Consider the following 25,015-nt stretch of genomic DNA (forward strand, 5'->3'; position numbering starts at 1 on the left):
TTCGTCGCTGCCCGCGTGCGCAGCCGAGCGAACCGATCCGTCTTCGTTTCCCGTGGGGAAGTCACGTGTCCAAGAGTGTTGTCGTCGCCGTGCCCGGGGCAGGTCTGCCCGTTCTGTCCGTCGGGCGGGGACTGCTGTTCCTGACCGTCGCCGGGGTCGCCTGGGGGACCGCCGGGGCTGCGGCCGCGCTGGTCTTCGGGGCCAGCGACCTCGGTCCACTGGCCCTGTCGTTCTGGCGGTGCGCGGGCGGACTGCTGCTGTTGCTCGCCGTACGGGGTGCGGCCGGCCGGCGTACCGGGCCCGCCGCGGCCGGGCCGCGGGGGCGGCGGCTGCTCCGGGTGCTGTCCACCGGGCTCGCGCTCACCGTCTTCCAGAGCGCCTACTTCGCCGCCGTCCAGGGCACCGGGCTCGCCGTGGCGACCGTCGTCACGCTGGGGGCGGGGCCCGTCTTCATCGCGCTGGGGGCGCGGGTGCTCCTCGGGGAGCGGCTCGGCGGCGGCGGGATCTGCGCCGTCGTGGGGGCGCTGGCCGGGCTCGGCGTGCTGACGCTGGGCGGCGACAGCGGGGCGGTGCGGCCCGGCGGCGTGCTGCTGGCGCTGCTGTCGGCGGGGGCGTACGCGGTGATGACGCTGCTGACGCGCTGGTTCGGGCGGGACGGGGGCGGCGGCGACCCGGTGGCCATGTGCGCCGGGACCTTCGCCGTCGGAACGGTGTGCCTGCTGCCGTTCGCGCTGGGCGAGGGACTGCTGCCGCACGGCACGGAACTCGGCCTCGTCGTCGGCCTGTTGGTGTACGTCGCCGCCGTGCCGACCGCGCTCGCGTACGCGCTGTACTTCGCCGGGGCGGCGGTCGTGCGGTCGGCGACCGTGTCCGTGGTCATGCTGCTCGAACCGGTCAGCGCCGCGGTCATCGCCGTCGTCCTGCTCGGCGAGGAGCTGACGGCGGCCACCCTGTCCGGTACGTCGCTGCTGCTGGCGTCGGTGCTGGGGCTGGCGTACGCGGAGGTGAGGGCGGCGGCCCGGGCGAAGGGGGCGGTGGGTGCGGAACAGTTCGCGGGGCGGTCGACTGCCGTGCGCGCGAAGGGCTTTGATCGGCGCGCGAGGGGCACTAACGTGCGGGAATGACCATTCTGCCGGAAAGCCCCGCGCAGCGGATCGGCGAGGAAGCCCGTGATGCCGCCGTACGACGGCTCCAGGAGGCGTACGCCGACGGGCACGTGACGCACGAGGAGTTGGACGCGGGACTCGACCGGGTGCTGGCCGCGCGCACGCACGGCGAGGTCGCGTCGGCGCTGGCCGGGCTGCCGGCCCAGGACCCGGGCACCGCGACGACCATCGGCGCCGCCGCCGGGAGCATCCGGCGGCGGGGCCAATGGCGGGTGCCGCGACGGCTCACGGTCGAGTCCGCGCTCGGGAAGGTACGGCTCAACCTCTCCCGGGCCGACTTCGAACAGGACCAGGTCGACATCGAGTTGCGGGTCGGCACGGGCAACGCGACCCTCATCGTGCCGCGCGACGCCGTGGTCGACGTCGGCGCGGTGCGGGCCGGGTGGAAGGACACGCACTACCGGCCCCGGACCCCCACCCGGCCCGGCGGGCCGACGATCCGGATTTCCGGGGTGATGGGATTCGGGCGGCTGAAGATCCGGCACGCGCGCCGCTGAGGGCCGCTGTGGTCCGCTGTGGAGCGCTCAGGGCCGGTTCGCGGGGCGGCGGCGTGCGTGATGGGCCGCGGCCTGCGCGTCGCGCGGGCCGCCGCGCTCGGCCAGTCCGGCGGCCGTGCGGTCGAGGACGACGGCGGGCTTGTGGCTGCCGTACTTGAACTTCGCCCGCACCGACGTGACGTCGAGCCGCAGACCCCGGATGCCGGAGAGCATGCGGCCGAACGGGGCCTGTCCGGCGGCGGCCCGGGCGGAGGTGCCGTCCGGCTGGAAGCGGGACATCTGCCGGTTCAACAGCTCCGCCTTGGCGTGCGGATCGTCCACCGGGTGGGCGGTGCAGTGGAGTTGGACGGCCGTGTAGAAGCTGGTGGGGGTGCCGTGTTCCGGCGGGGCGCCGTCGGGGGCCTGCCAGGGGCCGGGGACGAAGACGTAGTCGTCGACGACGCTGAGCAGGACCCGGGGGTTCGCGGCGAGGGTCGCCCAGATCGGGTTGGGGCGGGCGAGGTGGGTCAGCACCTCGCCGTACGGGCCGGCCCCGGGCTCGTACGAGAAGTGCAGCGGCTGGACGAACGGCGGTTCGCCGTCGACGCCGTTGACCGCGAGCTGGCCGAAGGAGTGCTCGGCGAGCCACAGCCGCCACTCGGAGTCGTCGGCGGGGGCGTCCCAGGGGTGGATGAGCATGGCGCGGCCCCCGCTCAGAGGGCGTTGAGGTAGGCGGGGAGGGCAATGGCCGGATCGAGGTCGTCGGCGGGTACGGGACGACCGTGACCGCGGGTGAGCGGGACGACTCCGGTCCAGTGCGGGAGCGTCGCGTCCTCGGGCTCGTCGTTGGGGCCGCCGGTGCGCACCTTCGCCGACACCTCGTCGAGGTCCAGGCGCAGTACGGCGGTCGCGGCGAGCTCCTTGGCGTTCCCGGGGCGGCAGTCGCGGGAGCGGCCCGGGACGACGTGGTCCACCAGGGCGTCGAGGGCGATGCGCCGCTCCTCCTCGTCGAGGACCGGGCGGGCGGTGCCCAGGACGACCACCGAGCGGTAGTTGAGGGAGTGGTGGAAGGCGGAGCGGGCCAGGACCAGGCCGTCGACGTGCGTGACGGTCAGGCAGACCTCGATGCCGGGGGCCTGTGCGGTGCGCCCGGCGGCGCGCAGCGGGCGCGATCCGGTCGAGCCGTGCACGTACAGGCGGTCGCCGATCCGGCCGTAGAGCGTCGGGAGGACGACGGGGGAGCCGTCGCGGACAAAGCCGAGGTGGCAGACGTAGGCGTCGTCCAGTATCGAGTGCACCAGTTCGCGGTCGTAGGAGGCGCGTTCGGGGGAGCGGGTGGGGACGGTGCGGTCGGTGGGGGCGTAGTCGGTCGCGGGCGGGGCTTCGTCGGTGCTGGTGCTGGTGCTGGTGCTGGTGCTGGTTTCGGTGCCGGTCCCTGGGGTGGTGTGCCGCATTGCGCTCTCCATTGCACTAGTGCATACTGCGTTTTGTGCTAGGAGAGTATCGGATCAGTGGCAGGCGCGCAGCAGACATTTCCGCGAGTGTGGAGCGGGGGGTGGGCGAGGGCGCCCTGAAACCGGGCCAACTCCTGCCGCCCATGCGGGAGTTGGCGGCCGAGTTGGGGGTCAATCCCAATACGGTCGCCTCCGCGTACCGGATTCTGCGCGAGCGCGGAGTGATCGAGACGGCGGGGCGACGGGGCAGCCGCATCCGGGAGCGGCCCGCCGTGACGGCGCGCGAGTCGATGCGGGCGGACGTCCCCGAGGGCGTACGGGACCTGAGCAAGGGCAATCCGGACGCGGCCCTGCTGCCCCCGCTGCGCGACGCGCTGCTGTGGGCCGTGGAGCGGGCCGACGCGGCGCCCGTGCTGTACGGGGAGCAGGCCGTCGAGCCCGAGCTGGCGCGGCTCGCGCGGGCGGGTTTCGACGCGGCGGGGGTTCCGGCCGGGCCGGTGGCCGTCGCTTCGGGGTCGCTGGACGCGATCGAGCGGGTGCTCGCCGTGCATCTGAAGCCGGGGGACGCGGTCGCCGTGGAGGACCCCGGCTGGGGGGCCCTGCTCGATCTCGTGCCCGCGCTCGGGCTGCGGGCGGTGCCGGTGGCGGTGGACGACGAGGGCCCGCTGCCGGACGAGGTGGAGCGGGCGCTGCGCGGCGGGGCGCGGGCGGTCGTGGTGACGGCGCGCGCGCAGAACCCGACTGGGGCGGCGGTGGGCGCCGGGCGGGCGGCGGAACTGCGGGAGGTGCTGGCGGCGCACCCCTCGGTGCTGCTGGTCGAGGACGACCACGGGCACGGGATCGTGGATCTGCCGGTGCATCCGCTGGCCGGGGCGGGGGCCGGGCCCTGGGTGTTCGTACGGTCGGTCTCCAAGGGGTACGGGCCGGACCTGCGGGTCGCGGTGCTGACCGGGGACGCGGAGACCGTGGACCGGGTGCGGGGGAGGCAGCGGCTGGGGCCCGGGTGGGTGAGCCGGCTGTTGCAGCAGGCGGTCGTACGGCTGTGGACCTCGGGGGCGGTGGACACCGGGGCGGTGGCGCGGTCGTACGGGGAACGCCGGGACGCGCTGGTCGCGGCGCTGGCGGAGCGGGGGGTGCGGGCGCACGGGCGGAGCGGGATGAACGTGTGGGTGCCGGTGCGGGACGAGACGGGGGTGGTGTCGCGGTTGCTCTACGCGGGGTGGGGAGTGGCGCCGGGGGCGCGGTTCCGGATGAGGGCGGGGGCGGGGGTGCGGGTCACCGTGTCGGCGCTGGGGGTGGGGGAGGTGGGAGTCGTGGCGGATGCGGTGGCGGCGGCGATCGGGGAGGTGGGGGTGGGGAGGCGGTACGGGTGAGGGGGGCTGTGCGGGGGGGGGCTTATAGGGGCGCGGGGAACTGCGCGACCGGCCACGACGGATCTGCACGGAACCGTTCCCCTTGGCCGCGCGGCGAGCGCTTTAGGGAAAGGGGCGGGTCCGGGGCCTCTTCTGCCCGAGCCGGGCGGGGTTGACGCGTCCGGTACGGGGCTGAGCTCTCGACCTTGGCGGAGGAGCTTGCCTGGCACCGGCGCTTGCGTGGGGGCGGCACCCGGGTGGGCCGGGAGCGGGAGGGGCCGCCCCCTTGCCCGCCCGTTCCGCCCCCTTGGGGCGGCCCCGTCGCCCAAGGGGACGAGGGGAGGGGGGAGGGCGGCTCCGCCGCCCGAGGGTGTGGGGGAGTCAGGGGCGGGGGGTGCGGCGGGGTTGGGTGAGGAAGGCGCCGGTGAGGATGATCAGGGCGCCCGCGGGCGTGTTCCAGGTGAGGTGTTCGTCCAGGAGGAGCACGCCCGCCCCGGTCGCGATGACCGGAATGAAGTAGGTGACCATCTGGGCCGTGGTGGGGCCGACCTCCCGGACCAGGTCGTACTGGAGCAGCATCGCGAAGCCCGTGCCCAGCGCGCCCAGGGCCACGACGGAGAGGAGCGGGAGCAGGGGCACGCGGGTGGGGAGGGTGGTGAAGAGCGGGGTGATGACGGCCAGTTGGGCGGTGGCCAGCAGGAGCTGGGCGCCGGTCATGGAGAGGGCGGAGTCCTTGGCGCCGCCCAGCGTGCGGCGCAGGTAGATCCAGCCGACCGGGTAACTGAGGGAGGCGAGGAGCGCCATCACCGTGCCCGCCGGGTCGACGCCCGAGAAGCCCTGCCAGGCGCCCAGGACGGTCAGTACGCCGAGGAAGCCGAGCCCCAGGCCCGCCACGCGGCGGCGGGTGGGACGGTCCTCGGAGAGCGCGACCAGCGAGAGGACCATGCCCCAGAGGGGCGAGGTGGCGTTGCAGATGCCCGCGAGCGTGGACGGGATCGTCAGCTCCGAGTAGGCGAAGAGGGAGAACGGGAGCGCGTTCAGGAAGAACGCCGCGACCGTGAGATGACCCCAGGTGCGCAGCGAGCGCGGCAGCCGTTCGCGCTTCAGCGCCAGCGCCGCGAGCAGGACGAGCGCCCCGAACAGCAGCCTGCCGAAGGTGACCTGGAAGGGGGCGAAGCCCTGTGTGCCGACCTTGATGAAGAGAAAGCTGAACCCCCAGATCAGCGCGAGCACCGCGAAGCGGACGCGCCAGTCGAGCACCGGGCGGCGGGAGCGGGAGGGAAGAGGGGCGGGCGGCGCGGCTGTGCGGCTCCGGGCCGAGGTCGGAGGGGTCATGAACGCAACCTTGGGCCGATCCCACCTCGTAGCACAAGCAACTTTTCGTGGCTGCACCGCTTAGCATTGCTTACATGTTGAATCTGGAGAGGCTGCGCACGCTGGACGCCCTCGCCCGGCACGGTTCGGTCAGCGGGGCGGCGGAGGGGCTGCACGTCACCACCTCGGCGGTGTCGCAGCAGATGGCCAAGCTGGAGCGGGAGATCGGCGAACCGCTGCTCGCCAAGAACGGGCGGGGGGTGCGGCTGACGGAAGCCGGGCGGCTGCTCGCCGGGCACGCCGCCGCCATCCTGTCGCAGGCGGAGCGCGCGCAGGCCGACATCGAGGCGCAGCGGGGGCGGGTGATCGGCGAGCTGTCGGTGGCCGCGTTCCCGACCGCGGCCCGCGGGCTCCTGCCGCCCGCGCTGGCCGCGCTGCGCGACCGGCATCCCGGCCTGCGGGTGAAGATGCGGGAGGTGGAGCCGGACGCGGCGGTCCGGGGCGTGGTGCGCGGCGACTACGACGTCGCCGTCGTCCTCGACTGGTACAACAAACCGCTCTCCATGCCGGCCGGGCTGGCCAAGCGTGAACTCCTCGACGACCCGGCGGACGTCGCGATGCCGGTCGGGCATCGGCTCGCCGGGCGCGACGAGGTGGACCTCGCGGAGTTCGCCGGTGACGACTGGGTGACGTGGGCGGAGGGCGAGTTCTGTCACGAGTGGCTGCTGCTGACGCTGCGGGGGGTCGGGGTGGAGCCCCGGCTCGCCCATGTGGCGGAGGAGCACGCCACGCAACTCGCGCTGGTGGAGGCGGGGTTGGGGGTGTGCGTCGCGCCCCGCCTCGGACGTGGTCCGGTGCCCGACGGGGTGAGCGTGGTTCCCGTACGGCATGCCATGCGGCGGCATGTGTACGCGGTGTGGCGGGCGGACGCCGACCGGCGGCCCTCGATCAGGGCCGCGGTGGGTGCGCTGGCGGCGGCGGGGGAGCGGGTGGCGAGCTGAGCCCCGGGGCACGGGTCACCGGGCGGCCAGTTTGCGGAAGTCCCAGGAGGCGACGGCGTCCGGGGTCAGGCGCAGCCAGGCGTGGCGGCCGTCGTGCGGCATCTCCGTCAGACCGAAGTACTTCTGGGTGAACATCCGCTCGGGGACGTCGAGTTCCGGACAGGGCTCACCCGTGCGGGGGGCCTCGCCGACGAAGACGGCGGTGCCGGAGAGCTCCACGCCGCGCAGGTCCCCGTACTCGACGCCGTCGTCGACGACGACCGCGATGCGGGGGTCCTTGCGGAGCTGGGCCCAGCGGCGGCTGCGGGTGATCGAGTACAGCCACAGCGAGGCGCCGTCCCAGACGAACCACAGGGCGCCGATGTGCGGGGCGCCGTCCGCGGAGACCGTGGCGACCCGGCAGGTGCGCTGCTCGCTGAGGTAGGCGTCGCGTTCGGCGGCGGTCATCATGATGCGGCGGCCGCGGCGCTGGGTGTCGGTGCCGTTGGTCATCGGGGCTCCCTGGGAAGGATTCTGATGCGCTGTCAGGTGTGACGTGCGGAAAGCATGCGGGCTCTTCCGCCGGTGCGCAATGGCCGCTAGGGTCGCGCCCCCGCTGCCGGGTGGGGTGCGTCTCGAAGGGGTGCCGTGATGGCGTCGTACGAACAGCTCGTGGCTCAGCTCGGTCCGGGCACGACCGTGCTGCTCACGGTGGAGTGCCAGGAAGGGGTGGTGGGGGAGGGGAGCGCGCTGCCCGAGGTCGCTGTCCAGGCGCGGACGTCGGGGATGCTGGCGAACGTCGCCCGGCTGGTGGACGCGGCGCACGGCGCCGGGGTGCAGGTGGTGCACGCGGTGGCGGAGCGGCGGGCCGACGGGCGGGGGGCGAACCGCAACGCCCGGCTGTTCCGGGCGGCGGAACGGCTGCCGGTGCGGCAGCTCGTGGGGACGCGGGCGGTGCGGGTGGCACGGCCGATCGTGGTCTCGGAGGAGGACCTCGTCGTGCGGCGGCTGCACGGGCTGTCGCCGGTCGCGGGGACGGAGGTGGACGCGCTGCTGCGGAACCTGGGGTGCCGGGACGTGGTGGTGGCCGGGGTGTCGGCGAACGTGGCGGTGCCGAACGCCGTCTTCGACCTGGTGAACCTGGGGTACGGGGTGGTGGTGGCGGGGGACGCGGTGGCGGGGGTGCCGGAGGAGTACGTGGAGGCGGTGCTGACGCATTCGGTGGGACTGGTGGCGAGGGTGGTGCGGACGGAGGAGATCTGCGGGGTGTGGGAGGGGCGGTAGGGGCGACGGCGGCAGAGGGAGTTGGAGGCTCCGGCGGAGTCACCCTGGGCGTGCCGCTGTCGTCGGCGTCGCCCTCGCGGCGCTCCCGGCCGGCGTCACAGGGCCGGCCCCGTGTGGTCCGGCGGCTCCGTGGGGCGGCCCGGCCACTGCGACGCTCCGCGTGACCGGAGCTGTTGCCAGGGGGAGGAGGTGCCGGCCGGGGGTGCGAGGTGGGCGGTGGCGGTGAGGAACTGCTGCCGGATCTCGCCCAGGTCGGCGGCCGGGCTGTAGACCGTCAGCGCGCCCCGCGACTTCGTCAGCCGCAGCGAGTCCGGGGCGGCGGTCGTCTCGCCGTCGTGGGCGAGCAGGTCGATTTCGGCGAGGCCGTCCAGGGAGAGCTTCTCGACGCGCTGGGTGTGGAAGACGCGGGAGCGGTTCAGCGCCACGCCGAGGGTGGAGATCGCCAGGCGGGTGCGGGCCAGGCGGGCGTCGGCGTCGACCGTACGGATGTCGAGGAGGCCCTCGTCCAGGTGGGGGCGGTGGGAGGGGGCCAGGCCGTCCGGGTAGTAGTGGCCGTTTCCGGCGAACAGGAGCCACAGGGTGCGGGGTTCGCCGTCGATGCGCAGGTGCAGGGGCGTGGCGTCGCGCAGGACGGAGAGCAGGGAGAGCGCGGCCGCCGGCCATTTGCCGATGCGGCCCTCCAGCTTCTCTCGGCGGCGCACCAGTTCCGGGTAGAGGCCGATGCTGAAGGTGTTCACGAAGTCGGTGACCGCGGCGCCCCCGCCGTCGGTGACGTGGGCGAGGTCCACCCGTACCGCCTCGCCGTGCTGGACCGCGTGCGCCGTGTCCTCGAAGGTGGCCGCGCCCGCGTCCAGGGCGAAGTGGTTGAGGGTGCCGGCGGGGAAGACGGCGAGCGCGAGGCCCGCCCCGGCCGCGCGGGAGGCTGCCGCGCTGACCGTGCCGTCGCCGCCGCACACGCCGAGGACACCGGCCGAGCCCTGGGCCCGTACGACGGCCTTGTCGAGGACCTCCATCAGGTCCTCGCCCTGTTCGCGGACGAGGACCTCCGCCTCGGGCAGCAGGATGCGCAGGTGTTCGTCGACGGGGAGGCGGCCCGGAACTCCCTTGCCCGAACCGGAGTTGACGACGACGACCAGTCCTGCGCCGCGCGGCAGCGCGGGGGCTTCGACGCGGGTCCGCCCGTCGCGTACGAACGGGGGGCGCGGCGGCCACCAGTAGCAGGTGACGGCCGCGGCGGCCAGTCCCAGCGCGCAGCCCGCCAGGACGTCGCCGGGGTAGTGCACGCCGACGTACACCCGGGAGAAGGCGACGGCTGCGGCGACCGGGGCGAGGATCGCGCCGTAGCGAGGGGCCTCCAGGGCGACTCCGGCGACGAACGCGGCGGCCGACGCGGAGTGGCCGGAGGGGAACGAGGAGGTCCAGGGGGCCTTGGTGGGGCGGCGCACGAAGGGGACGAGGTCGTTGGAGGGGCGGTGGCGGCGCACGGCGTACTTGGCGACGACGTTGGTGGTGAGCGAGGCGAGGGCGAGGGAGCCGAGGCCGCGGCGGGCGGCGCGGCGGGCCTTGGGTCCGCCCAGTGCGGTGAGGGCGGCGGCGGCGCCGAGCCAGAGGCGGCTGTGGTCGGCGGCCCTGGAGAGGGCCGGGAGGGCCTGGTCGGCGCCGGGGATGTGGGCGGCGGCGACCCTTTCGAACCAGGCGTGGTCGAGGCGGCTGAGGCGTGAGCGGGGGTGCATGGGCTCCTCTCGGGGGCGGGGGACTGTGCGGATCTGCACGTTTCCCACCGGGGGTGGTGCCCCGTCAGGGGCGCGGGGAACTGCGCGAGCAACCACGACGCTCCCGCACATCTCCACCAGGCGGTGCGCCCCGTCAGGGGCGCGGGGAACTGCGCGCTCAGCCACAATGCTCCTGCACGGAACCGTGCACTTGGCCGCGCGGCGAGCGCTTTAGGGGAAGGGGCGGGTCCGGGGCCTCTCCTGCCCGAGCCGGGCGGGGCTGACGCGTCCGGTGCCGGGGCTGGGCTCGCGGCCTTGGCGGGGTCGCGCGTCCGGCGCAGGCGCTCACGCAGGGGGCGGCACCCGGGCGGGCCGGGAGCGGGAGGGGCCGCCCCCTTGCCCGCCCGTTCCGCCCCCTTGGGGCGGCCCCGTCGCCCAAGGGGACGGGGGAAGTGGGAGGGCGGCCCCGTCGCCCGAGGAGGCTAAGGGGAGGGGGAGGGCGGCCCCGCCGCCCAGGGGGGCGGGGCGGAGGAAGGAGGCTGCGACGCCCAAGGTCGACGGGGGGAATGCAGCCCCGTCGCCCAAGGAGACGGAGGCGTGGGCCGTTGGGACCCGGGGAGGGCGGGGTCAGGGTTTCGGGGTTCCGCCCGCGGATTGCCATTCCGCGATGTAGTCGTCGAAGATCTTGCGCAGATGGTGCCCGATCTGCAAGTAGTCGAGATCGTCCAGATTGGCGAGCGAGGCCCGCACGGACCATTCCGGTCCGTCGAACCCGCCGCCGTTGAGCAGGACGACGGAGGTCTGCTCCGCCAGCCGGAACAGCGGATCGACCGGCTCGTAGTTCTGCACCAGGAAGTCCGCGAACTCCTTGCCCTGGACGCGCTCCGCCTCCGCGAGCAGGTCCAGCTCGATGTAGTACGCCGCCCGCTTCGGGTCCTCCGCGATCTTCATCTGCGCGCCTTCGAGGAGGAGTTCGAGGCGGCGCCGCACGATCGCGCGGATCCGGTGCTTGTACTCCTGGCCCTCCTCCAGCATGTCGAAGAGCGAGAAGAGGACCATCATCACCTGCTGCGGCAGGGACAGGCCCGCGGTGTGGTTGAGCGCGACCTGCCGCGAGTCCGCCACCAGGCGGTCGATGAAGCGGATCTTCTCGGGCTCCAGCGTGAGCGTGCCGTACCGCGCGTGCAACCGGTCCTTCTGGTCCTGCGGCAGCGCGGCGATCATGTCGTCGATGACGTTGTCGTCGTGCAGGCCGATCACGCCGACGCGCCAGCCCGTCGCCCCGTAGTGCTTGGAGTACGAGTAGACCAGCAGCGTGTTGCGGGGCAGGTCGGCGGCGATCGAGCGGAAGCCCTCGACGAACGTGCCGTACACGTCGTCGGTGACGATGACCAGGTTCGGGTTCGAGGTGGCGACGATCTCCTTGATCTGGTCGGTGACCCGCTGCGAGAGCGCGAGCGACGGCGGGTTGCTCGGGTTCACCAGGCAGACCATCTTGATGGAGGGATCGGCGAGCTTGGCGACCTCCTCGGTCGGGTAGCGCCACTCGCGCACGCCGTTCTCGGCGAAGCTGCTCGCCTCGACGTAGACCACGTCGAAGTCGTACGTGTCCAGCTCGGGGATCTCCAGGTACGGGGTGAACACCGGCACCATCAGCGCGATCCGGTCGCCCTTCTTCAGCACCCCGTTCTTCATCAGGGAGTCGAAGAGGTAGCACATGGCCGCCGTGCCGCCCTCGGTGGCGAAGAGGCTCAGGTTGTCGGCGGGCGGCTCGCCGCCGAACATCTCGTCCTGGAGGTAGCCGCGCACGACCTGCTCGCAGTGCACCAGCATCCGGTCCGGGCTGGGGTAGTTGTCACCGATCATCGAGTCGGCCATCTCGTGCACGAAGTCGTCCCGCACGAACCCGAAGCGCTCCACCGCCAGGTCGAAACTCGCCTTGAGCATCTCGACGCCGGGCAGGTCCGGATGCGTACGCACGAAGCGCTCGAAGCGTTCGGCGGCGCCCGCCTGCTCCGGCATGCCGCCCAGGTTGTCGGCCGTCCACACCCGGCGGGACTCGCTCAGGGCGAAGTAGCCGAGGGCGTGGAACGCCTCGCGCGGTCCGGTGGCGACCCAGTTGGGGTTGCCGCGGCCCGCGTTGAGCATGGCGCGGGCGGCCTGCCCCTTCTGGCCGGGCTTGTCGGCCTGTTCGGCCTCGGCCAGCTTGATGAACTCGGCCTTCAGCTCGAAGGGACTCAAGGAGGAGAGGCGCTTCATCTCCTCGCGGCTGTACGTGGCCTTGGGCATGGTGCAACTCCTTTGTGGGGACAGCGCGTTCAGTGGTGGAGGAGGACGACGACCGCGCCCCAGATGGTCAGCAGCACGTTTCCGACGGCGTACGGAATGGTGTAGCCGAGCGTGGGGATCTGGGACTTGGCGTTCTCGTTGAGGGCACCGATCGCGGCGGTGGTGGTCTGGCCGCCCGCCAGCACGCCCATCAGGATCGGGAAGCGGATCCGCTGTACGTAGTGGCCGAAGAGGAAGCCGACGATCAGCGGGACGACGGTGGCGACCGCGCCGAAGACCAGCAGGCCCCAGCCGGCCGTGGAGAGCCCGCTGGTGAAGCTGGGGCCCGCGTTGATGCCGACGATCGCGACGAACATGCACAGCCCGAGCGTGTCCATCAGCCACTGCGCACCCGGCGGGACGTTGCCGAACGTCGGGTACTTGCCGCGCAGGTAGCCGAAGACCAGGCCCATGATCAGGCCGCCGCCCGAGGTGGAGAGCGAGATCGGCACCCCGCCCGCGGTGAGCGCCGGGATGCCGATGCAGCCGCCGAGGAAGATGCCGAGGCCGACCCAGACCATGTCGGTGGCGAAGGACGTCGGGACCGGCTTGCCGATCTGCCTGCCCGCGGGGTCCACGAGCCGCTTGGGGCCGGTGAGGACCAGGGTGTCGCCCCGTTCCAGCCGCGTGGAGAGGCGGTAGGGGAACTCCGCGCCCGACCGGTACAGCTTGTCGACGTACACGCCGACCATGAACGGCTCGCGGCGCAGGTCCGCGACGGTCTTGCCGAGCTGCGCCTTCTCGGAGGCGACGACGTGCAGGTGCTCGGTCTGGTAGCCGAGGAGTTCCACGTCGTCGGCCTCGGCGCCGATGTGGGTGCGCGCGTCGTACGCCACCAGGTCGCCGCGCAGTGCGCTGACCGCGACGACGTCCCCCTCGGCGAGGACGGTCGACTGGGACTGCGGGAGGATCGCGCCGCCGCGTCTGGCCTGGGTGATGTAGACGCGGCGGCCGTTCTCCTTCTGCTGGTTCTCGAAGTCCTCGACGGTGCGGCCCACCAGGTCGGGGCGCTCCACGGTGTACGCCCGCAGCACCACCTCGTAGTAGCCCGCGCCCAGGTCCGGGTTGTCGCTCGGGGCGTCCATCTCCTTGGCGAGCGCGGCGCTCTCGGTGGCCAGGTCGCGGCGGTAGAGGCGGGGGAGGACGTTGGCGAGCAGCATCGCGCACAGGATGGTGCCGAGCGGGTACGTCACCGCGTAGCCGACCGCGACGAGGTTCTCCTCGGTCCTCGCGTCGCCGCCGCTCAGTCCCGGCAGGGTGCCGATGGCGCCCTGGGCGACGCCGATCGCGGCGGACTGGGTGAGCGAGCCGCTCATCAGACCGGCGGTGAGCCCGGGCCCGTACCCCAGCATGGCCGCGAATCCCCAGGCGACCAGCAGGCCGGTCACGCAGACGACGACCGCGTTGAGGACCTGGGGGAGCCCGTCCTTCTTCAGGCCCCGGAAGAACTGGGGGCCGACCTTGTAGCCGAGGGCGAAGAGGAACATGATGAAGAACAAGTCCTTCACCGTGCCGTTCACGGGCACCTTCAACTGCGCGCCGAAGAGCAGGCCCATCACCAGGCAGCCGGTGACGGCGCCCAGCGCGATGGTCTTGTAGTGGATCTTCCCGACCAGGAAACCGAGAGCGACGACCAGGAAGACGAGCAGCTCGGGGTGCGGCTTGAAGATGTCCCGCACCAGGAAGTCGATCATGGTTCAGGCCCCCAGGACGCCGACGAGGACGGGCCCCGTGAGCGGGAGAAGGAAGTTCGACAGGGTGTACGTGATCGTGTAGCCCAGCATCGGAACCGAGCTCCGGGCCGTCTGGGTGATGGCGGTGATCGCGGGGGTGGAGCACTGCTGGCCCGCGATGGCGCCGACCAGCAGGGGTTTCTCGATCTTCAGGAGCTTGCGGCCGACGAACAGGGAGAGCGTCGCGGGCACCAGCACCATGGCGATCCCGGCGAAGGGGAGCAGCGCCCCGTACTCCTTGAGCAGCGGCCAGGCCTGCGGGCCCGAGACCAGGCCCGTACAGGCGATGAACAAGGCCAGGCCCATGTCCTTGAGGGTGGTCGCGGCCTGCGGCGGGAACGCGCCGAAGGTCTGCGAGCGGGAGCGGAACCAGCCGAAGAGCAGGCCCGAGATCAGGCAGCCGCCGCCGGTGCCCAGGGAGAGCGGGATGTCGCCGAGCCTGACCACGAGCTGGCCGATGAGTGAGCCGACGACGATGCCCAGGCCCAGGTAGATGAAGTCGGTGGCGTCGTTCTTGACCACCGCGCCGATCTTGGCGACCACCTTGGAGAGCCCGGAGCGCGCGCCGACCAGGGTGAGGACGTCGCCCCGGTGGACGACGGTGTCGCCGTTGGCGGGGAGCTGCTGGTCGCCGCGCAGGACGTCGGTGATGTAGACGCCGTCCTTGATGAACTCCGGGTGCTGGGCCTGGAGCCGGTCGATGGTCAGGCCGTCGGTGGCCTTGTCGGTGAGCGCGATCTGACGGGAGGTGAGCGGGGTGTCGAGGCCGGGGATGCCGGGGGTCTCCGGCCCGATGAGCCGGCCCGCCTCGATGATGTTCGCCCGTCGGCCCACCATCAGGACCAGGTCGGAGAGGGAGAGCCGGAAGTCCGGGGCGGCCGGGTGCACCTTGCTGCCGCGCTTGACGGCTTCGACGGTGACCCGGCCGCCGAGGGCCGACTCCAGGTCGCCGATGGTGCGGCCGTCGGCCTGCGTCACCAGGTACGTACGGCCGACCAGGCCGGGGAGGGCGGCGCGTTCGTCGGCCTCCAGGGAGCCCTTGCCGCTGCCGCCGCGCATCTTCTCCCACAGCTCGCGGGAGGCGTCGGCCAGGTTGATGCGCATCAGCATCGGCATGATCTGACTGGTGTAGAGCACGATCGTGATCAGGCCGAAGAGGTAGCAGACGGTGTACGCGGTCGCCACGTGCCCCTGGTACTGGGTGATCTGGTCCGGCGTCAGGTCGCCCAGCTTGCCGATCGCCTCGGTCGCCGTGCCGACCACCGCGGACTCGGTGGCCGCGCCCGCCAGGATGCCGGAGGCGGTGCCGACGTCGAGGTCGAAGACCTTGGCCAGGCCGTACGCGATGCCCAGCACGCTGACCAGTTCGATGAAGCAGAGCACGAAGAAGCGCAGGCTCTTGCGGTTGAGGTTCGCGAAGAACTGGGGGCCGGCCAGGTAGCCCAGCGAGAAGATGAAGAGGGCGAAGAAGACGTTCTTCACGTCGCCCGACACCTGCACCTCCGCCCACGCGCCCAGCAGCAGGGACACGATCAGGGTGCCGCAGATGCCGCCCAGCGTGATGGGCCCCACCCGGAGCTTGCCGACCAGGTAACCGAGGGCCAGGCAGAGGAAGAGCGCGAGCTCGGGATGGTCCTTGAGAACGCCCATAGTCGTCGAATCCCGTAGGTGAGGGAGAAAACGGAACAAAGCATGACTGGTGACTCAACGTAGCAACGGGGCTGCGGATCGGCATGTCCGGCGGCGCGGCGGGGCTCGCGGACGGTTCTGCCGCACAGGTCCTGGATGTTCCGCGCTCGGCCGGCCGGGTGACGCCCTGGTCGCCGGCGCGGTGCTCCCCGGCGTCCGCCCGGAGGGCGGCGGCGTGTCGCGGCCGGTGTCCACTCGGCGCTCGGCGGCGCGCACGGGCCGGCGGCCGTTCGGTGCTCGGCGGCGTGCCGCGACTGGTCGTCAGGACGGGATTCGGGACAGGTGTTTTCGGCCAAGTTTAGGTTAGGCTAACCTTCAGTCTGTGAATGCCGGTGAAGAACTTCCCCAGGCCGCGGCACTCCGTGGCCACACCCTCAACGCCACGGACGTCACCGTGGCGTACGACGGTGTCGACGTCGTGCACGAGGCGTCCCTGGAGCTTTCGCCGGGCCGCGTCACCGTGCTCGTCGGGCCGAACGGCAGTGGCAAGTCGACACTGCTGCGCACCGTCGCCCGCCTCCAGCAGCCGCGGCACGCGGCGCTCACGCTGGACGCCGGCACCGACGGTTTCGCCCTCAGCCCCCGCGAGTTCTCCCGGTACGTCGCCCTGCTCACCCAGGGGCGGCCCACGCCCAGCGGTCTGTCCGTACGGGATGTCGTGGAGTTCGGGCGCTACCCCTACCGGGGCCGCTGGGGCAAGGCCGACCCGGACGGCCGCGCGGCCGTGGACCGGGCGCTCGCGCTGACCGGCGTCACCGAACTCGCCGAGCGCGGCGTCGAGCACCTGTCCGGCGGCCAGCTCCAGCGGGTGTGGCTCGCCGGGTGCCTGGCGCAGGAGACGGGCGTACTGCTCCTGGACGAGCCGACGACGTATCTCGACCTGCGCTACCAGGTCGAACTGCTCGACCTGATCCGGGACCTGGCCGACGACCACGGCATCGCCGTCGGCGTCGTCCTGCACGACCTCGACCAGACGGCCGCCGTCGCCGACCGGATCGTCCTGCTCAAGGCGGGCCGCGTGATCGCGGACGGCACGCCCGAGGAGGTCCTCACCCCGGAGCGCCTGACCGACACGTACGGCATCCGCATCGAGGTCTCCACCGACCCGCTGACCGGAAGGCTGCGCACCCGCGCCCTGGGCCGGCACCACACCCGGCGCACCCCCGACGGCGTACGCATGCTGGACGGGGACACCGCGCAGCCGGGCGCCGTCACGGCCCAACGGGACGGCGACGCGGCGCAGATCGACGCGCGCGTCTAGTCCTCGGCCCGCCCGTCCGCCGCCCGCCGTTCCGGCCCCCAAGACTTTTCCACCCCGTTCCACTCTCCGCTCGACGCGCACCCCCGCGCACTCCGAAAGGCCAAGTCCCCGTCATGAAGCGACACCTCCTCCTCGCCGCCGCGGCCACCACCACGGCCGTCCTCGCCCTCAGCGCCTGCGGCACCACCGAGCCCGCCGCGGACAAGAAGAAGGAGACGAAGGCCTCCGAGGCCATCACGCTCACCGACGCCGACGGCAAGACGGTCAAGCTCGACGCCCCCGCCAAGAAGGTCGTGGGCACCGAGTGGGACGTCGTCGAGCACCTCGTCTCGCTCGGCGTCGAGCCGGTCGGCGTCGCCGACGTCAAGGGCTACTCCCAGTGGGACAAGTCCGCCCCGCTGACCAAGTCCCCCAAGGACATCGGCACCCGCGGCGAGCCCAGCATGGACACCATCGCCGCCCTCGCGCCCGACCTCATCGTCGCCACCACCGACCTTCCCAAGGCCGCCGTCAAGCAGCTCGAGAAGTACGCCCCGGTCCTGAACCTGAAGTCGGCCGACGCCAAGGACCCGGTCGGCAACATGACCAAGAACCTGGGCCTGATCGGCCAGGCCACCGGCACCAAGGCCAAGGCCGACGAGCTCACCAAGGGCTTCGAGACCAAGCTGGCCGCCGCGAAGGCGGACCTGGAGAAGGCCGGCCACAAGGGCACCAAGTTCGCCTTCGCGGACGGCTACGCCCAGGGCAGCCAGGTCGGCATCCGCCCCTTCACCAGCGGTTCGCTGATCGGCGCGGTCAACGACAGGCTCGGCCTGGCCAACCCGTGGAAGGTCGAGGGCGACCCGGCCTACGGCCTGGGCAAGACCGACGTCGAGGGCCTCACCAAGCTCGACAAGGACACCGAGTTCGCCTACATCTCCAACGACGAGGACAAGAGCAGCACCGTCTTCGACGGCGTCCTCAAGGACGACGCCGTCTACAAGAACCTGCCCTTCGTCAAGGCCGGCAAGACGCACCGCCTGCCCGACGGCGTGTGGATGTTCGGCGGCACCGCTTCGATGGAGAAGTACGTCGACTCCGTCGTCACCGCGCTGAAGAAGTAACGACGGGACGCAAGCGATCACCATGGCCGTCACCACCACCGCACCCGCCGCCCCTCCGGCGGCGGCCTCCCGGAAGGGCGGCGCGGCAGCGGTGACGGCCGGGCTCGTCCTGCTGGTCGCCGTACTCGCCGTCGTCGACATCACCCAGGGCACCGCCCACGTCGGCCCCGCCGACGTCTTCAAGGCGCTCACCGGGCAGGCCGACACCACGGACTCCTCCGTGGTGCTGTCCTCCCGGCTGCCGCGCATGGTCGCCGGAATCCTCGTCGGCGCGGTCCTCGGCATGGCGGGCACCGCCCTGCAGGCCGTCAGCCGCAACGTCCTGGCCTCGCCCGACACCCTCGCCGTCAACGCCGGTTCCTACCTGGCGCTCGGACTCGTCGCCGCGACCGGCGTCACGCTGCCGGTCTTCGCCTCCTCCGGCGTCGCCTTCGTCGGCGGACTCGCCGCCGCGGCGATCGTCCTCGGCATGTCGGGGCTCGGCGCGGGAACCGTCCGCCTGGTCCTCGCCGGCACCGCGCTCACCCTGGGCCTGACCGCCGTCACCGAAGGGCTGCTGCTGCTCTTCCCGCTGGAGACGGACGGCATCCACCAGTGGAACCAGGGCAGCATCGCCCAGCACGGCTTCGGCGGAGTGGTGGCCATGCTGCCGCTGCTGGCCGTCGGACTCCTCGGGCTGATGCTCGTCGCCCGCCGGGTGGACGCCCTCGCGCTCGGCGACGACGCCGCCCGGGGGCTCGGTGTCAACGTGCGCAACACGCGCGTGGTCACCGTCGTCCTCGCCACGCTGCTGTCCGCCGCCGCCGTCACCCTCGCCGGACCCATCGGCTTCGTCGGCCTGGTCGCCCCGGCCGTCGTGCGCGTGCTGGCCCGCCGCTACCGGGCCTTCACCAAGGTCCGCGGCAGCGTCCTGGCCGCCGCCCTCACCGGCGTCGTCCTGGTGCTCGGCTCGGACGTGCTGCTGCGCACCCTGGTCTCGGCGGACGCCTCGGTGGCCGTGCCGACCGGCGTGGTCACCAGTCTCGTCGGCGCGTTCTTCCTGGTCGGCCTCGCCACCCGGGGCCGCGACCTGGGCGCCGCCTCGCCGCCGGACAAGCTGCGCATCCGCAGCCGTACGGTCTTCCTCACCGTGACCGCCGTGCTGGTCGCGGTCCTCGTCGGCCTGGTCATCGCCTCCGTGCTCCTCGGCGACACCATGCTGCTGCTCGGCGACGTCGTGAACTGGCTGGGGAACAACGCGGGCCGGGCCACCACCTTCGTCCTGGACACCCGGGTCCCGCGCGTCCTGGCCGCCCTCCTCGCGGGCGCGGCCCTGGCCCTGGCGGGCACCCTCATCCAGGCCGTCACCCGCAACCCGCTCGCCGAACCCGGCATCATGGGCGTCTCCGGCGGTGCGGCGCTCGGCGCGGTGATCCTGGTGACCACCGTGCCGCTGGCCGGCCCCGCCGACATGGCGCTCGCCGCCTTCGCGGGCGCGGCGGTCGCCGCCGTCATCGTCTTCGGACTCTCCGCGCGCGGCGGCTTCCAGCAGAACCGCCTGGTCCTGGTCGGCATGGGCGTGGCCACCGCCACCACCGCGCTGATCAGCCTGCTCATCGTCCTGACCGACCCGTTCAACGCCACCAAGGCACTGACCTGGCTGTCCGGTTCGACGTACGGGAGGGGCTTCCCCGACCTGATCCCGCTCGGCCTGATGCTGCTGGTGGGCCTCGGCGTGGCGGTGTTCCGGCGCACCGAGCTGGACCTCGTCTCGCTCGACGAGGACACCCCGCGCCTGCTGGGCCTCGGCCTCTCCCGCTCCCGGCTGGTCCTGCTGGGCGTCGGCGTGCTGCTGAGCGCCGCGGCCGTCGCGGCCGCCGGAACCATCGCCTTCGTCGGCCTGGTCGCGCCGCACGCGGCCCGCGCGCTGGTGGGCCGCAGGCACGTACGGGTGGTGCCGGTGGCGGTGCTGCTGGGCGCGGCGCTGGTGGGTCTGGCCGATGTGATCGGCCGTACGGTCATCGCGCCGGCTCAGATCGGCGCGGGCATCGTCACGGCGGTCATCGGCACGCCGTACTTCCTGTGGCTCCTGGTGCGGAGCCGGGGCGCGGCGCGCTGACCGCGGCGGGGCGGGAGGCCGGGCGCCCGGCACGGCGAAGGGGTGGACCGGAGTCTTCGGGTCCACCCCTTCCGGCTGTCTCAGGGCTGGGTCGCGAGCTGCACCAGGTTGCCGCAGGTGTCGTCCAGGACGGCGATCGTGACCGGGCCCGCCTCCATCGGTTCCACGGTGAAGGCGACCCCGAGCGCGCTCAGCCGCTCGAACTCCCCCTGCACGTCGTCCACCGCGAACTGCACGGCCGGAATGCCGTCCGCGACCAGGGCCTTCTTGTAGGCCCGTGCGGCAGGGTGCTGGTCCGGCTCCAGCAGCAGTTCGGTGCCCTCGGGGTCCTCCGCCGACACCACGGTCAGCCAGCGGGCCCCGCCCGCCGGCACGTCGTGCTTCTTCACGAAGCCCAGCGTGTCCGTGTAGAAGCTCAACGCCTTGGCCTGGTCGTCGACGAAGACGCTGGTGATGCTGATCCTCATGGGGAGCCCTTCGGGGGATGCGGCTTGGGCCATCGCAGGGCGATCTGCTCAAGGGGTTCGGTGTTCAGGTCGTGGAACTTGTAGCGGCCCTCGCGTCGCGGGCGCACCAGCCCGGCGCCCTCCAGCACGGCGAGGTGCTGGCTGACGCCCTGCCGGGACAGCCCGAGGCCGTGCACGGTCAGCAGGCGCGCGCATATCTCGTAGAGGGTCTGGCCGTCACGCCGTACGAGCTCGTCCAGAATGAGCCGCCTGGTGGGATCGGCCAGGGCCTTGAACACATCGTCCGCCATGTCTCCACCATAGGCAAGTGTGGACTTGCCTATCAAGTGCGGGGAGCCCGGCCCGGGCCGTACGCGACGACGGCCCGCCGCGGCGTCCGTCGCCTCCGGACGGATTTGCTTTCGCTACGTATGAATCCGGCCATACGAGGAAGTCGCCCACGACACCCGGAAGAAACAACCGGGCGACCGGACGACCGAAGGAGAACCGTTGCGCAGCCCGAACAGCCCGAACAGCCCGAACAGCCCGGCCGCTCCCCAGAACATCTTCGTGATCGGTCTCGACGAGGCGAACCTCCCCACCCTGCGCGCCGTCCCGCACGCCGCCGAGTACGTCTTCCACCCGCTGCTGACCATCGGGGAACTCCAGTCCGGCGAGGTGTCCGTACCGGACCTGATCGACCGGGCGACGCGCGTCCTGGACGCCTTCGAGGGCAGCGTCGACGCGATCGTCGGCTACTGGGACTTCCCCGTCAGCACCCTCGTCCCGATCCTCGCCGAGCGCTACGGCACCCGCTCCACCAGCCTCGAATCCGTGGTCAAGTGCGAGCACAAGTACTGGTCCCGCCTGGAGCAGGAGAAGGTCGTCCAGGAGCACCCGAAGTTCGGGCGGGTCGACCTCTCCGCCGACGAACCGGCCGTGCCGGAGGGCATGAGCTTCCCGATGTGGGTCAAGCCCGCTCTCTCGTACTCCTCGGAACTGGCCTTCGGGGTCAAGGACCAGCAGGAGTTCCGCGAGGCCGTCGGCGCGATACGCGAGGGGGTCTCCCGCGTCGGCCGCCCCTTCGAGTACGTGCTCGACCAGTTGGACCTGCCCGAGGAGATGGCCGGTGTCGGCGGCCAGGTCTGCCTCGCCGAGGAGTCCCTCACCGGGGTCCAGGTCGCCGTCGAGGGCTACGTCCACGAGGGCGAGGTCGTCGTCTACGGCGTCCTCGACTCCATCAACTACCCCGGCTCCTCCAGCTTCCTGCGCCACCAGTACCCCTCCGCGCTGCCGGAACCGGTGATCCGCCGCCTGCACGACGTGTCGAAGAAGGTGATGCGCCAGATCGGCATGGACGCCGCGACCTTCAGCATCGAGTACTTCTACGACCCGCAGACGGAGGCGCTCAACCTGCTGGAGATCAACCCCCGGCACTCGCAGTCCCACGCGGAGCTCTTCGAGTACGTCGACGGAGTGCCCAACCACCACTGCATGCTCAGCCTCGCGCTGGGCCGCGACCCCCGGCTCCCGCACCGGCAGGGCCCCTACCGGGTCGCCGCCAAGTGGTACTACCGCTGGTTCGCCGACGGCACCGTGCGCCAGACGCCCGGACCCGAGGACATCGCGCGCATCGAACGCGAGATCCCCGGCGTGCGCATCGACGTCGTGCCCGGCGAGGGGCAGCGGCTCTCCGACACCGAACAGCAGGACAGCTACAGCTACGAGATCGCCCACATCTTCACCGGCGGCGACAGCGAGGACGACATCCGCGCCAAGTACGACCGCGCGGTCGCGGCACTCGGCCTGGACTTCACCCAGACCACGCCCGGCGCCCGCGACGAGAAGAACGTCTGACCGGGCACCGGGCGCCTGAGAGAACCCGAGCCGGCACCGGAGAAGCGCCTGCGCGAGCGCCCGCGGAGCCCTCGCCCGAGCCCCCGCCCGGCGTCTGGGCGAACCCTCGCGGAATCCTTGCCCGAGCACCGGCAGGGCCCGCGCCCGGCACCTGGACGAGCACCCGCGAAGCTCCCGCCCAGGCATGCGCCCGGCACCTGGACGAGCACCCGCGGAATCCCCGCCCGAGCGCCCGCGCCGCGTCCGGGCCGGTGCACCCGCCCCCTCCCGAAAGGAGCGGCCCCCACCCCATGCGTTACGTCAGCAACCTGCCCCACGCCGTCAAGGAGGAGGAGCACGTCGTCGTCCCCGCCCGGGACGGCACCCGGCTCTCCGCCCGTGTCTGGCGGCCCGTCTCCTCGGACACCGAGCCGGTCCCCGGCGTGCTGGAGTACATCCCGTACCGCAAGCGCGACCTGTCCGCCGTACGGGACTCCATCCACCACCCGTACCTCGCCGGGCACGGCTACGCCTGCGTACGCGTCGACCTGCGCGGCACCGGCGAGTCCGAGGGCGTCCTCGCCGACGAGTACCTGGAACAGGAGCAGACGGACGCCGAGGACGTCCTGGCCTGGCTGGCCGAACAGCCCTGGTGCGACGGGAACACCGGCATGATGGGCATCTCCTGGGGCGCCTTCGCCGCGCTCCAGACCGCCGCCCGCCGTCCGCCGAGCCTGCGCGCCGTCGTCCTGGCCTCCTTCACCGACGACCGCTACGCCGACGACATGCACTACATGGGCGGCGCCCTGCTCTCCGACAACCTCGCCGAGGCGGGCACCATGTTCGCCTACGCCACCTGCCCCCCGGACCCGGCCCTCGTCGGGGAGCGCTGGCGCGACATGTGGCACGAGCGCATGGAGAACACCCGGCCCTGGATCCTCAACTGGCTGCGCCACCAGCGCCGCGACGACTACTGGCGGCACGCTTCGGTGTGCGAGGACTACTCCGCCGTGCAGGTCCCGGTGCTCGCCTCCAGCGGCTGGGCCGACGGCTACTCCAACGCCGTCACCCGCGTCCTGGAACACCTGGACGTACCGCGCAAGGGCCTGGTCGGACCCTGGTCCCACAAGTACCCGCACCTCGGCGAGCCCGGGCCCGCCATCGGCTACCTCCAGGAAGTCGTCCGCTGGTGGGACCACTGGCTCAAGGGCGTCGACAACGGCGTCATGGACGGCCCCATGCTCCAGGCCTGGATGCAGGACAGCGTCCCGCCGTCCACCTCGTACGAGGAACGCCCGGGCCGCTGGGTGGGCGAGCCCTCCTGGCCCTCGCCGCACATCACCCCGGTCAGCCGCGCGCTGCTGCGCCACCGGATCGCCGCGACGGGCCCGGCGCCGACCGCGGGCGAGCCCATGACCGTGCAGTCGCCGCTGTCCGTGGGCCAGTTCGCGGGGAAGTGGGCCTCCTACAACGCGCCGCCCGACCTGCCGTACGACCAGCGGGAGGAGGACGGCGGCTCCCTCGTCTTCGACACCGAGCCGCTCACCGAGCCGGTGGAGATCCTCGGCAGCCCGAGCGTCGAACTCGACCTCACCGTCAGCGAACCCGTCGCCACGGTCGCCGCCCGGATCTCGGACGTCGCCCCCGACGGCAGCGCCACCCGGGTCACCTACGGCGTCCTCAACCTCACCCACCGCGCGGGCACCGGCGAGCCCGAACTCCTGGAACCGGGCAGGCGCTACCGGGCCACCGTCCAGCTCAACGGAGTGGCACAGGCCTTCCCGCCGGGCCACCGGATCCGGCTCTCGCTGTCGACCTCGTACTGGCCCCTGGTCTGGCCCGCCCCGCGCCCGGCCCGCCTGAGCGTGTACGAGGGCACCAGCACCCTCACCCTGCCGGTGCGCCCCACCGCCGAACCGGACGAACTCCCGCAGCAGCCCTTCGGCGAGCCCGAGGGCTGCCCGCCACTGGCCTCCACCCAGGTGACGGCCCCGGAGGAGCGCTGGGAGGTCCGCCGGGACCTCATCGGGTACCGCTCCGCGCTGGAGATCGTCAAGGACCGGGGCACCGTGCGCATCGACGACATCGGCCTCGACACCGGACTGCGCGCCGAGGAGCGCTACACCGCCACCGCCGACGACTTCACCTCCGTCGCCGGCGAGACGGCCTGGACCATGCGCTTCACCCGGGACGACTGGGACGTCCGCGTGGAGACCCGCACCCGGATGCGCTGCTCGGAGGAGGAGTTCCACGTCGACGCGACCCTCGACGGCTACGAGGGCGGCCGCCGGGTCTTCTCCCGCACCTGGAACGAGACGGTGCCGCGCGACGCCCTGTGACTCCGCGGGCGCACCCGCCCCCGGCGGGAGGAGCTGGTTCCCGGATGTCGCGGCTCCGAGGGTGGGGCGGAGGTTTCAGTGCCTCCGCCCCAGATCTCTTCCTTCACCGGGGCAGCGGTCTGTGCCGGGGCCCGCTGCGGGGGGGGGGAAGGCCCTGCCTACGGCGCCCGGAGCGGCGCTGCCGTTCTGCTCCCGGCCTTCCTCGCCGCCGCAAGCACCTTCGGCCTCGTGCAACCCGCCCTGCTCGCCGCCCCCACCCGGACAGCCGGCCGAGCCGGCAAGTCGGCCTCAGCCGATGTCCTCCCCGGAATCGCGGAGCTCGCGCGACAGGCCCTTCTCGGCATCCGCAGCGTGTCACGTGACGAAACCAGATTGCAGTTGCGAGCAGAGTGCGAGCAGAACTGAGAGGAGCGGGCAGCCCCTCGGGAGGCTCGGGCCGACGCG

General features: G+C 72.6%; 20 protein-coding genes. 10 read left to right on the plus strand and 10 right to left on the minus strand.

The annotated features are described in order from the left end of the window. Positions 1 to 65 precede the first annotated feature (65 nt). Together ACIP93_RS29275 and ACIP93_RS29280 are read left to right on the plus strand one after the other, a co-directional pair. Positions 66 to 1,124: a DMT family transporter gene (locus ACIP93_RS29275; RefSeq protein ID WP_401763387.1), complete on the plus strand. Its 1,059-nt coding sequence runs from the start codon at positions 66 to 68 to the stop codon at positions 1,122 to 1,124. Next, entirely contained in the window at positions 1,121 to 1,663 is a 543-nt protein-coding gene (locus ACIP93_RS29280; RefSeq protein WP_401763390.1) for a DUF1707 domain-containing protein, read from the plus strand. Before ACIP93_RS29275 ends, ACIP93_RS29280 begins: the two co-directional genes overlap by 4 nt. A gap of 27 nt (positions 1,664 to 1,690) precedes the next feature. On the opposite strand, the gene ACIP93_RS29285 is transcribed toward ACIP93_RS29280, so the two are convergent. Then, on the minus strand, positions 1,691 to 2,341 hold the full coding sequence (locus tag ACIP93_RS29285) for an FMN-binding negative transcriptional regulator (RefSeq protein WP_345225173.1): 651 nt from the start codon (positions 2,339 to 2,341) through the stop codon (positions 1,691 to 1,693). A 14-nt stretch (positions 2,342 to 2,355) separates the two neighbouring features. Further along, positions 2,356 to 3,096: a pyridoxamine 5'-phosphate oxidase family protein gene (locus ACIP93_RS29290; protein WP_401763392.1), complete on the minus strand. Its 741-nt coding sequence runs from the start codon at positions 3,094 to 3,096 to the stop codon at positions 2,356 to 2,358. Between the two features lie 35 nt (positions 3,097 to 3,131). On the opposite strand from ACIP93_RS29290, the gene ACIP93_RS29295 reads away from it, so the two are divergent. Beyond that, positions 3,132 to 4,469: an aminotransferase class I/II-fold pyridoxal phosphate-dependent enzyme gene (locus ACIP93_RS29295; protein WP_401763395.1), complete on the plus strand. Its 1,338-nt coding sequence runs from the start codon at positions 3,132 to 3,134 to the stop codon at positions 4,467 to 4,469. A gap of 360 nt (positions 4,470 to 4,829) precedes the next feature. On the opposite strand, the gene ACIP93_RS29300 is transcribed toward ACIP93_RS29295, so the two are convergent. Beyond that, positions 4,830 to 5,783 (minus strand): DMT family transporter, encoded by a 954-nt coding sequence (locus ACIP93_RS29300; RefSeq protein ID WP_401763398.1) that lies wholly within the window; start codon positions 5,781 to 5,783, stop codon positions 4,830 to 4,832. A gap of 74 nt (positions 5,784 to 5,857) precedes the next feature. On the opposite strand from ACIP93_RS29300, the gene ACIP93_RS29305 reads away from it, so the two are divergent. Continuing rightward, positions 5,858 to 6,763 (plus strand): LysR family transcriptional regulator, encoded by a 906-nt coding sequence (locus tag ACIP93_RS29305; protein WP_380837579.1) that lies wholly within the window; start codon positions 5,858 to 5,860, stop codon positions 6,761 to 6,763. 15 nt (positions 6,764 to 6,778) lie between these two features. On the opposite strand, the gene ACIP93_RS29310 is transcribed toward ACIP93_RS29305, so the two are convergent. Next, on the minus strand, positions 6,779 to 7,255 hold the full coding sequence (locus tag ACIP93_RS29310; protein WP_401763401.1) for a pyridoxamine 5'-phosphate oxidase family protein: 477 nt from the start codon (positions 7,253 to 7,255) through the stop codon (positions 6,779 to 6,781). 138 nt (positions 7,256 to 7,393) lie between these two features. On the opposite strand from ACIP93_RS29310, the gene ACIP93_RS29315 reads away from it, so the two are divergent. Further along, a complete protein-coding gene (locus ACIP93_RS29315) occupies positions 7,394 to 8,026 on the plus strand; it encodes a cysteine hydrolase (RefSeq protein ID WP_401763404.1) in 633 nt (210 codons plus the stop codon). Between the two features lie 95 nt (positions 8,027 to 8,121). On the opposite strand, the gene ACIP93_RS29320 is transcribed toward ACIP93_RS29315, so the two are convergent. From ACIP93_RS29320 to aspT (ACIP93_RS29335), 4 genes are all read right to left on the minus strand, one after another. Then, on the minus strand, positions 8,122 to 9,759 hold the full coding sequence (locus ACIP93_RS29320) for a bifunctional phosphatase PAP2/diacylglycerol kinase family protein (protein ID WP_401763407.1): 1,638 nt from the start codon (positions 9,757 to 9,759) through the stop codon (positions 8,122 to 8,124). Between the two features lie 606 nt (positions 9,760 to 10,365). Then, a complete protein-coding gene (locus tag ACIP93_RS29325) occupies positions 10,366 to 12,027 on the minus strand; it encodes a bifunctional aspartate transaminase/aspartate 4-decarboxylase (RefSeq protein WP_345225185.1) in 1,662 nt (553 codons plus the stop codon). A 29-nt stretch (positions 12,028 to 12,056) separates the two neighbouring features. Beyond that, positions 12,057 to 13,760 (minus strand): aspartate-alanine antiporter, encoded by a 1,704-nt coding sequence (aspT, locus tag ACIP93_RS29330; protein ID WP_401763410.1) that lies wholly within the window; start codon positions 13,758 to 13,760, stop codon positions 12,057 to 12,059. A gap of 3 nt (positions 13,761 to 13,763) precedes the next feature. Beyond that, entirely contained in the window at positions 13,764 to 15,449 is a 1,686-nt protein-coding gene (gene aspT, locus ACIP93_RS29335) for an aspartate-alanine antiporter (RefSeq protein ID WP_401763413.1), read from the minus strand. Positions 15,450 to 15,810: 361 nt separating this feature from the next. On the opposite strand from aspT (ACIP93_RS29335), the gene ACIP93_RS29340 reads away from it, so the two are divergent. From ACIP93_RS29340 to ACIP93_RS29350, 3 genes are all read left to right on the plus strand, one after another. Beyond that, positions 15,811 to 16,749, plus strand: a complete 939-nt coding sequence (locus tag ACIP93_RS29340) for an ABC transporter ATP-binding protein (RefSeq protein WP_345225188.1) — start codon at positions 15,811 to 15,813, stop codon at positions 16,747 to 16,749. Between the two features lie 113 nt (positions 16,750 to 16,862). Next, on the plus strand, positions 16,863 to 17,852 hold the full coding sequence (locus ACIP93_RS29345) for an iron-siderophore ABC transporter substrate-binding protein (RefSeq protein ID WP_345225189.1): 990 nt from the start codon (positions 16,863 to 16,865) through the stop codon (positions 17,850 to 17,852). A gap of 22 nt (positions 17,853 to 17,874) precedes the next feature. Beyond that, positions 17,875 to 19,950 carry an iron ABC transporter permease gene (locus tag ACIP93_RS29350; protein ID WP_401763417.1) on the plus strand — a complete coding sequence of 692 codons (2,076 nt, stop codon included), beginning with the start codon at positions 17,875 to 17,877 and terminating at the stop codon, positions 19,948 to 19,950. 80 nt (positions 19,951 to 20,030) lie between these two features. Here ACIP93_RS29350 and ACIP93_RS29355 read toward each other — a convergent pair whose 3' ends face one another. After that, on the minus strand, positions 20,031 to 20,417 hold the full coding sequence (locus ACIP93_RS29355; protein ID WP_401763420.1) for a VOC family protein: 387 nt from the start codon (positions 20,415 to 20,417) through the stop codon (positions 20,031 to 20,033). Beyond that, the gene (locus ACIP93_RS29360; RefSeq protein WP_345225192.1) at positions 20,414 to 20,707 is read right to left on the minus strand and encodes a metalloregulator ArsR/SmtB family transcription factor; all 294 of its coding nucleotides are present in this window, start codon (positions 20,705 to 20,707) and stop codon (positions 20,414 to 20,416) included. Before ACIP93_RS29360 ends, ACIP93_RS29355 begins: the two co-directional genes overlap by 4 nt. A gap of 199 nt (positions 20,708 to 20,906) precedes the next feature. Here ACIP93_RS29360 and ACIP93_RS29365 point away from each other — a divergent pair, with 199 nt between their 5' ends. Continuing rightward, positions 20,907 to 22,253 carry an ATP-grasp domain-containing protein gene (locus ACIP93_RS29365; RefSeq protein WP_401763423.1) on the plus strand — a complete coding sequence of 449 codons (1,347 nt, stop codon included), beginning with the start codon at positions 20,907 to 20,909 and terminating at the stop codon, positions 22,251 to 22,253. Between the two features lie 290 nt (positions 22,254 to 22,543). Continuing rightward, on the plus strand, positions 22,544 to 24,571 hold the full coding sequence (locus ACIP93_RS29370) for a CocE/NonD family hydrolase (protein WP_401763426.1): 2,028 nt from the start codon (positions 22,544 to 22,546) through the stop codon (positions 24,569 to 24,571). Positions 24,572 to 25,015: the final 444 nt, after the last annotated feature.

Origin of the sequence: Streptomyces sp. NPDC088745, assembly GCF_044751045.1 — a bacterium.
Lineage (GTDB): Bacteria > Actinomycetota > Actinomycetes > Streptomycetales > Streptomycetaceae > Streptomyces > Streptomyces cremeus.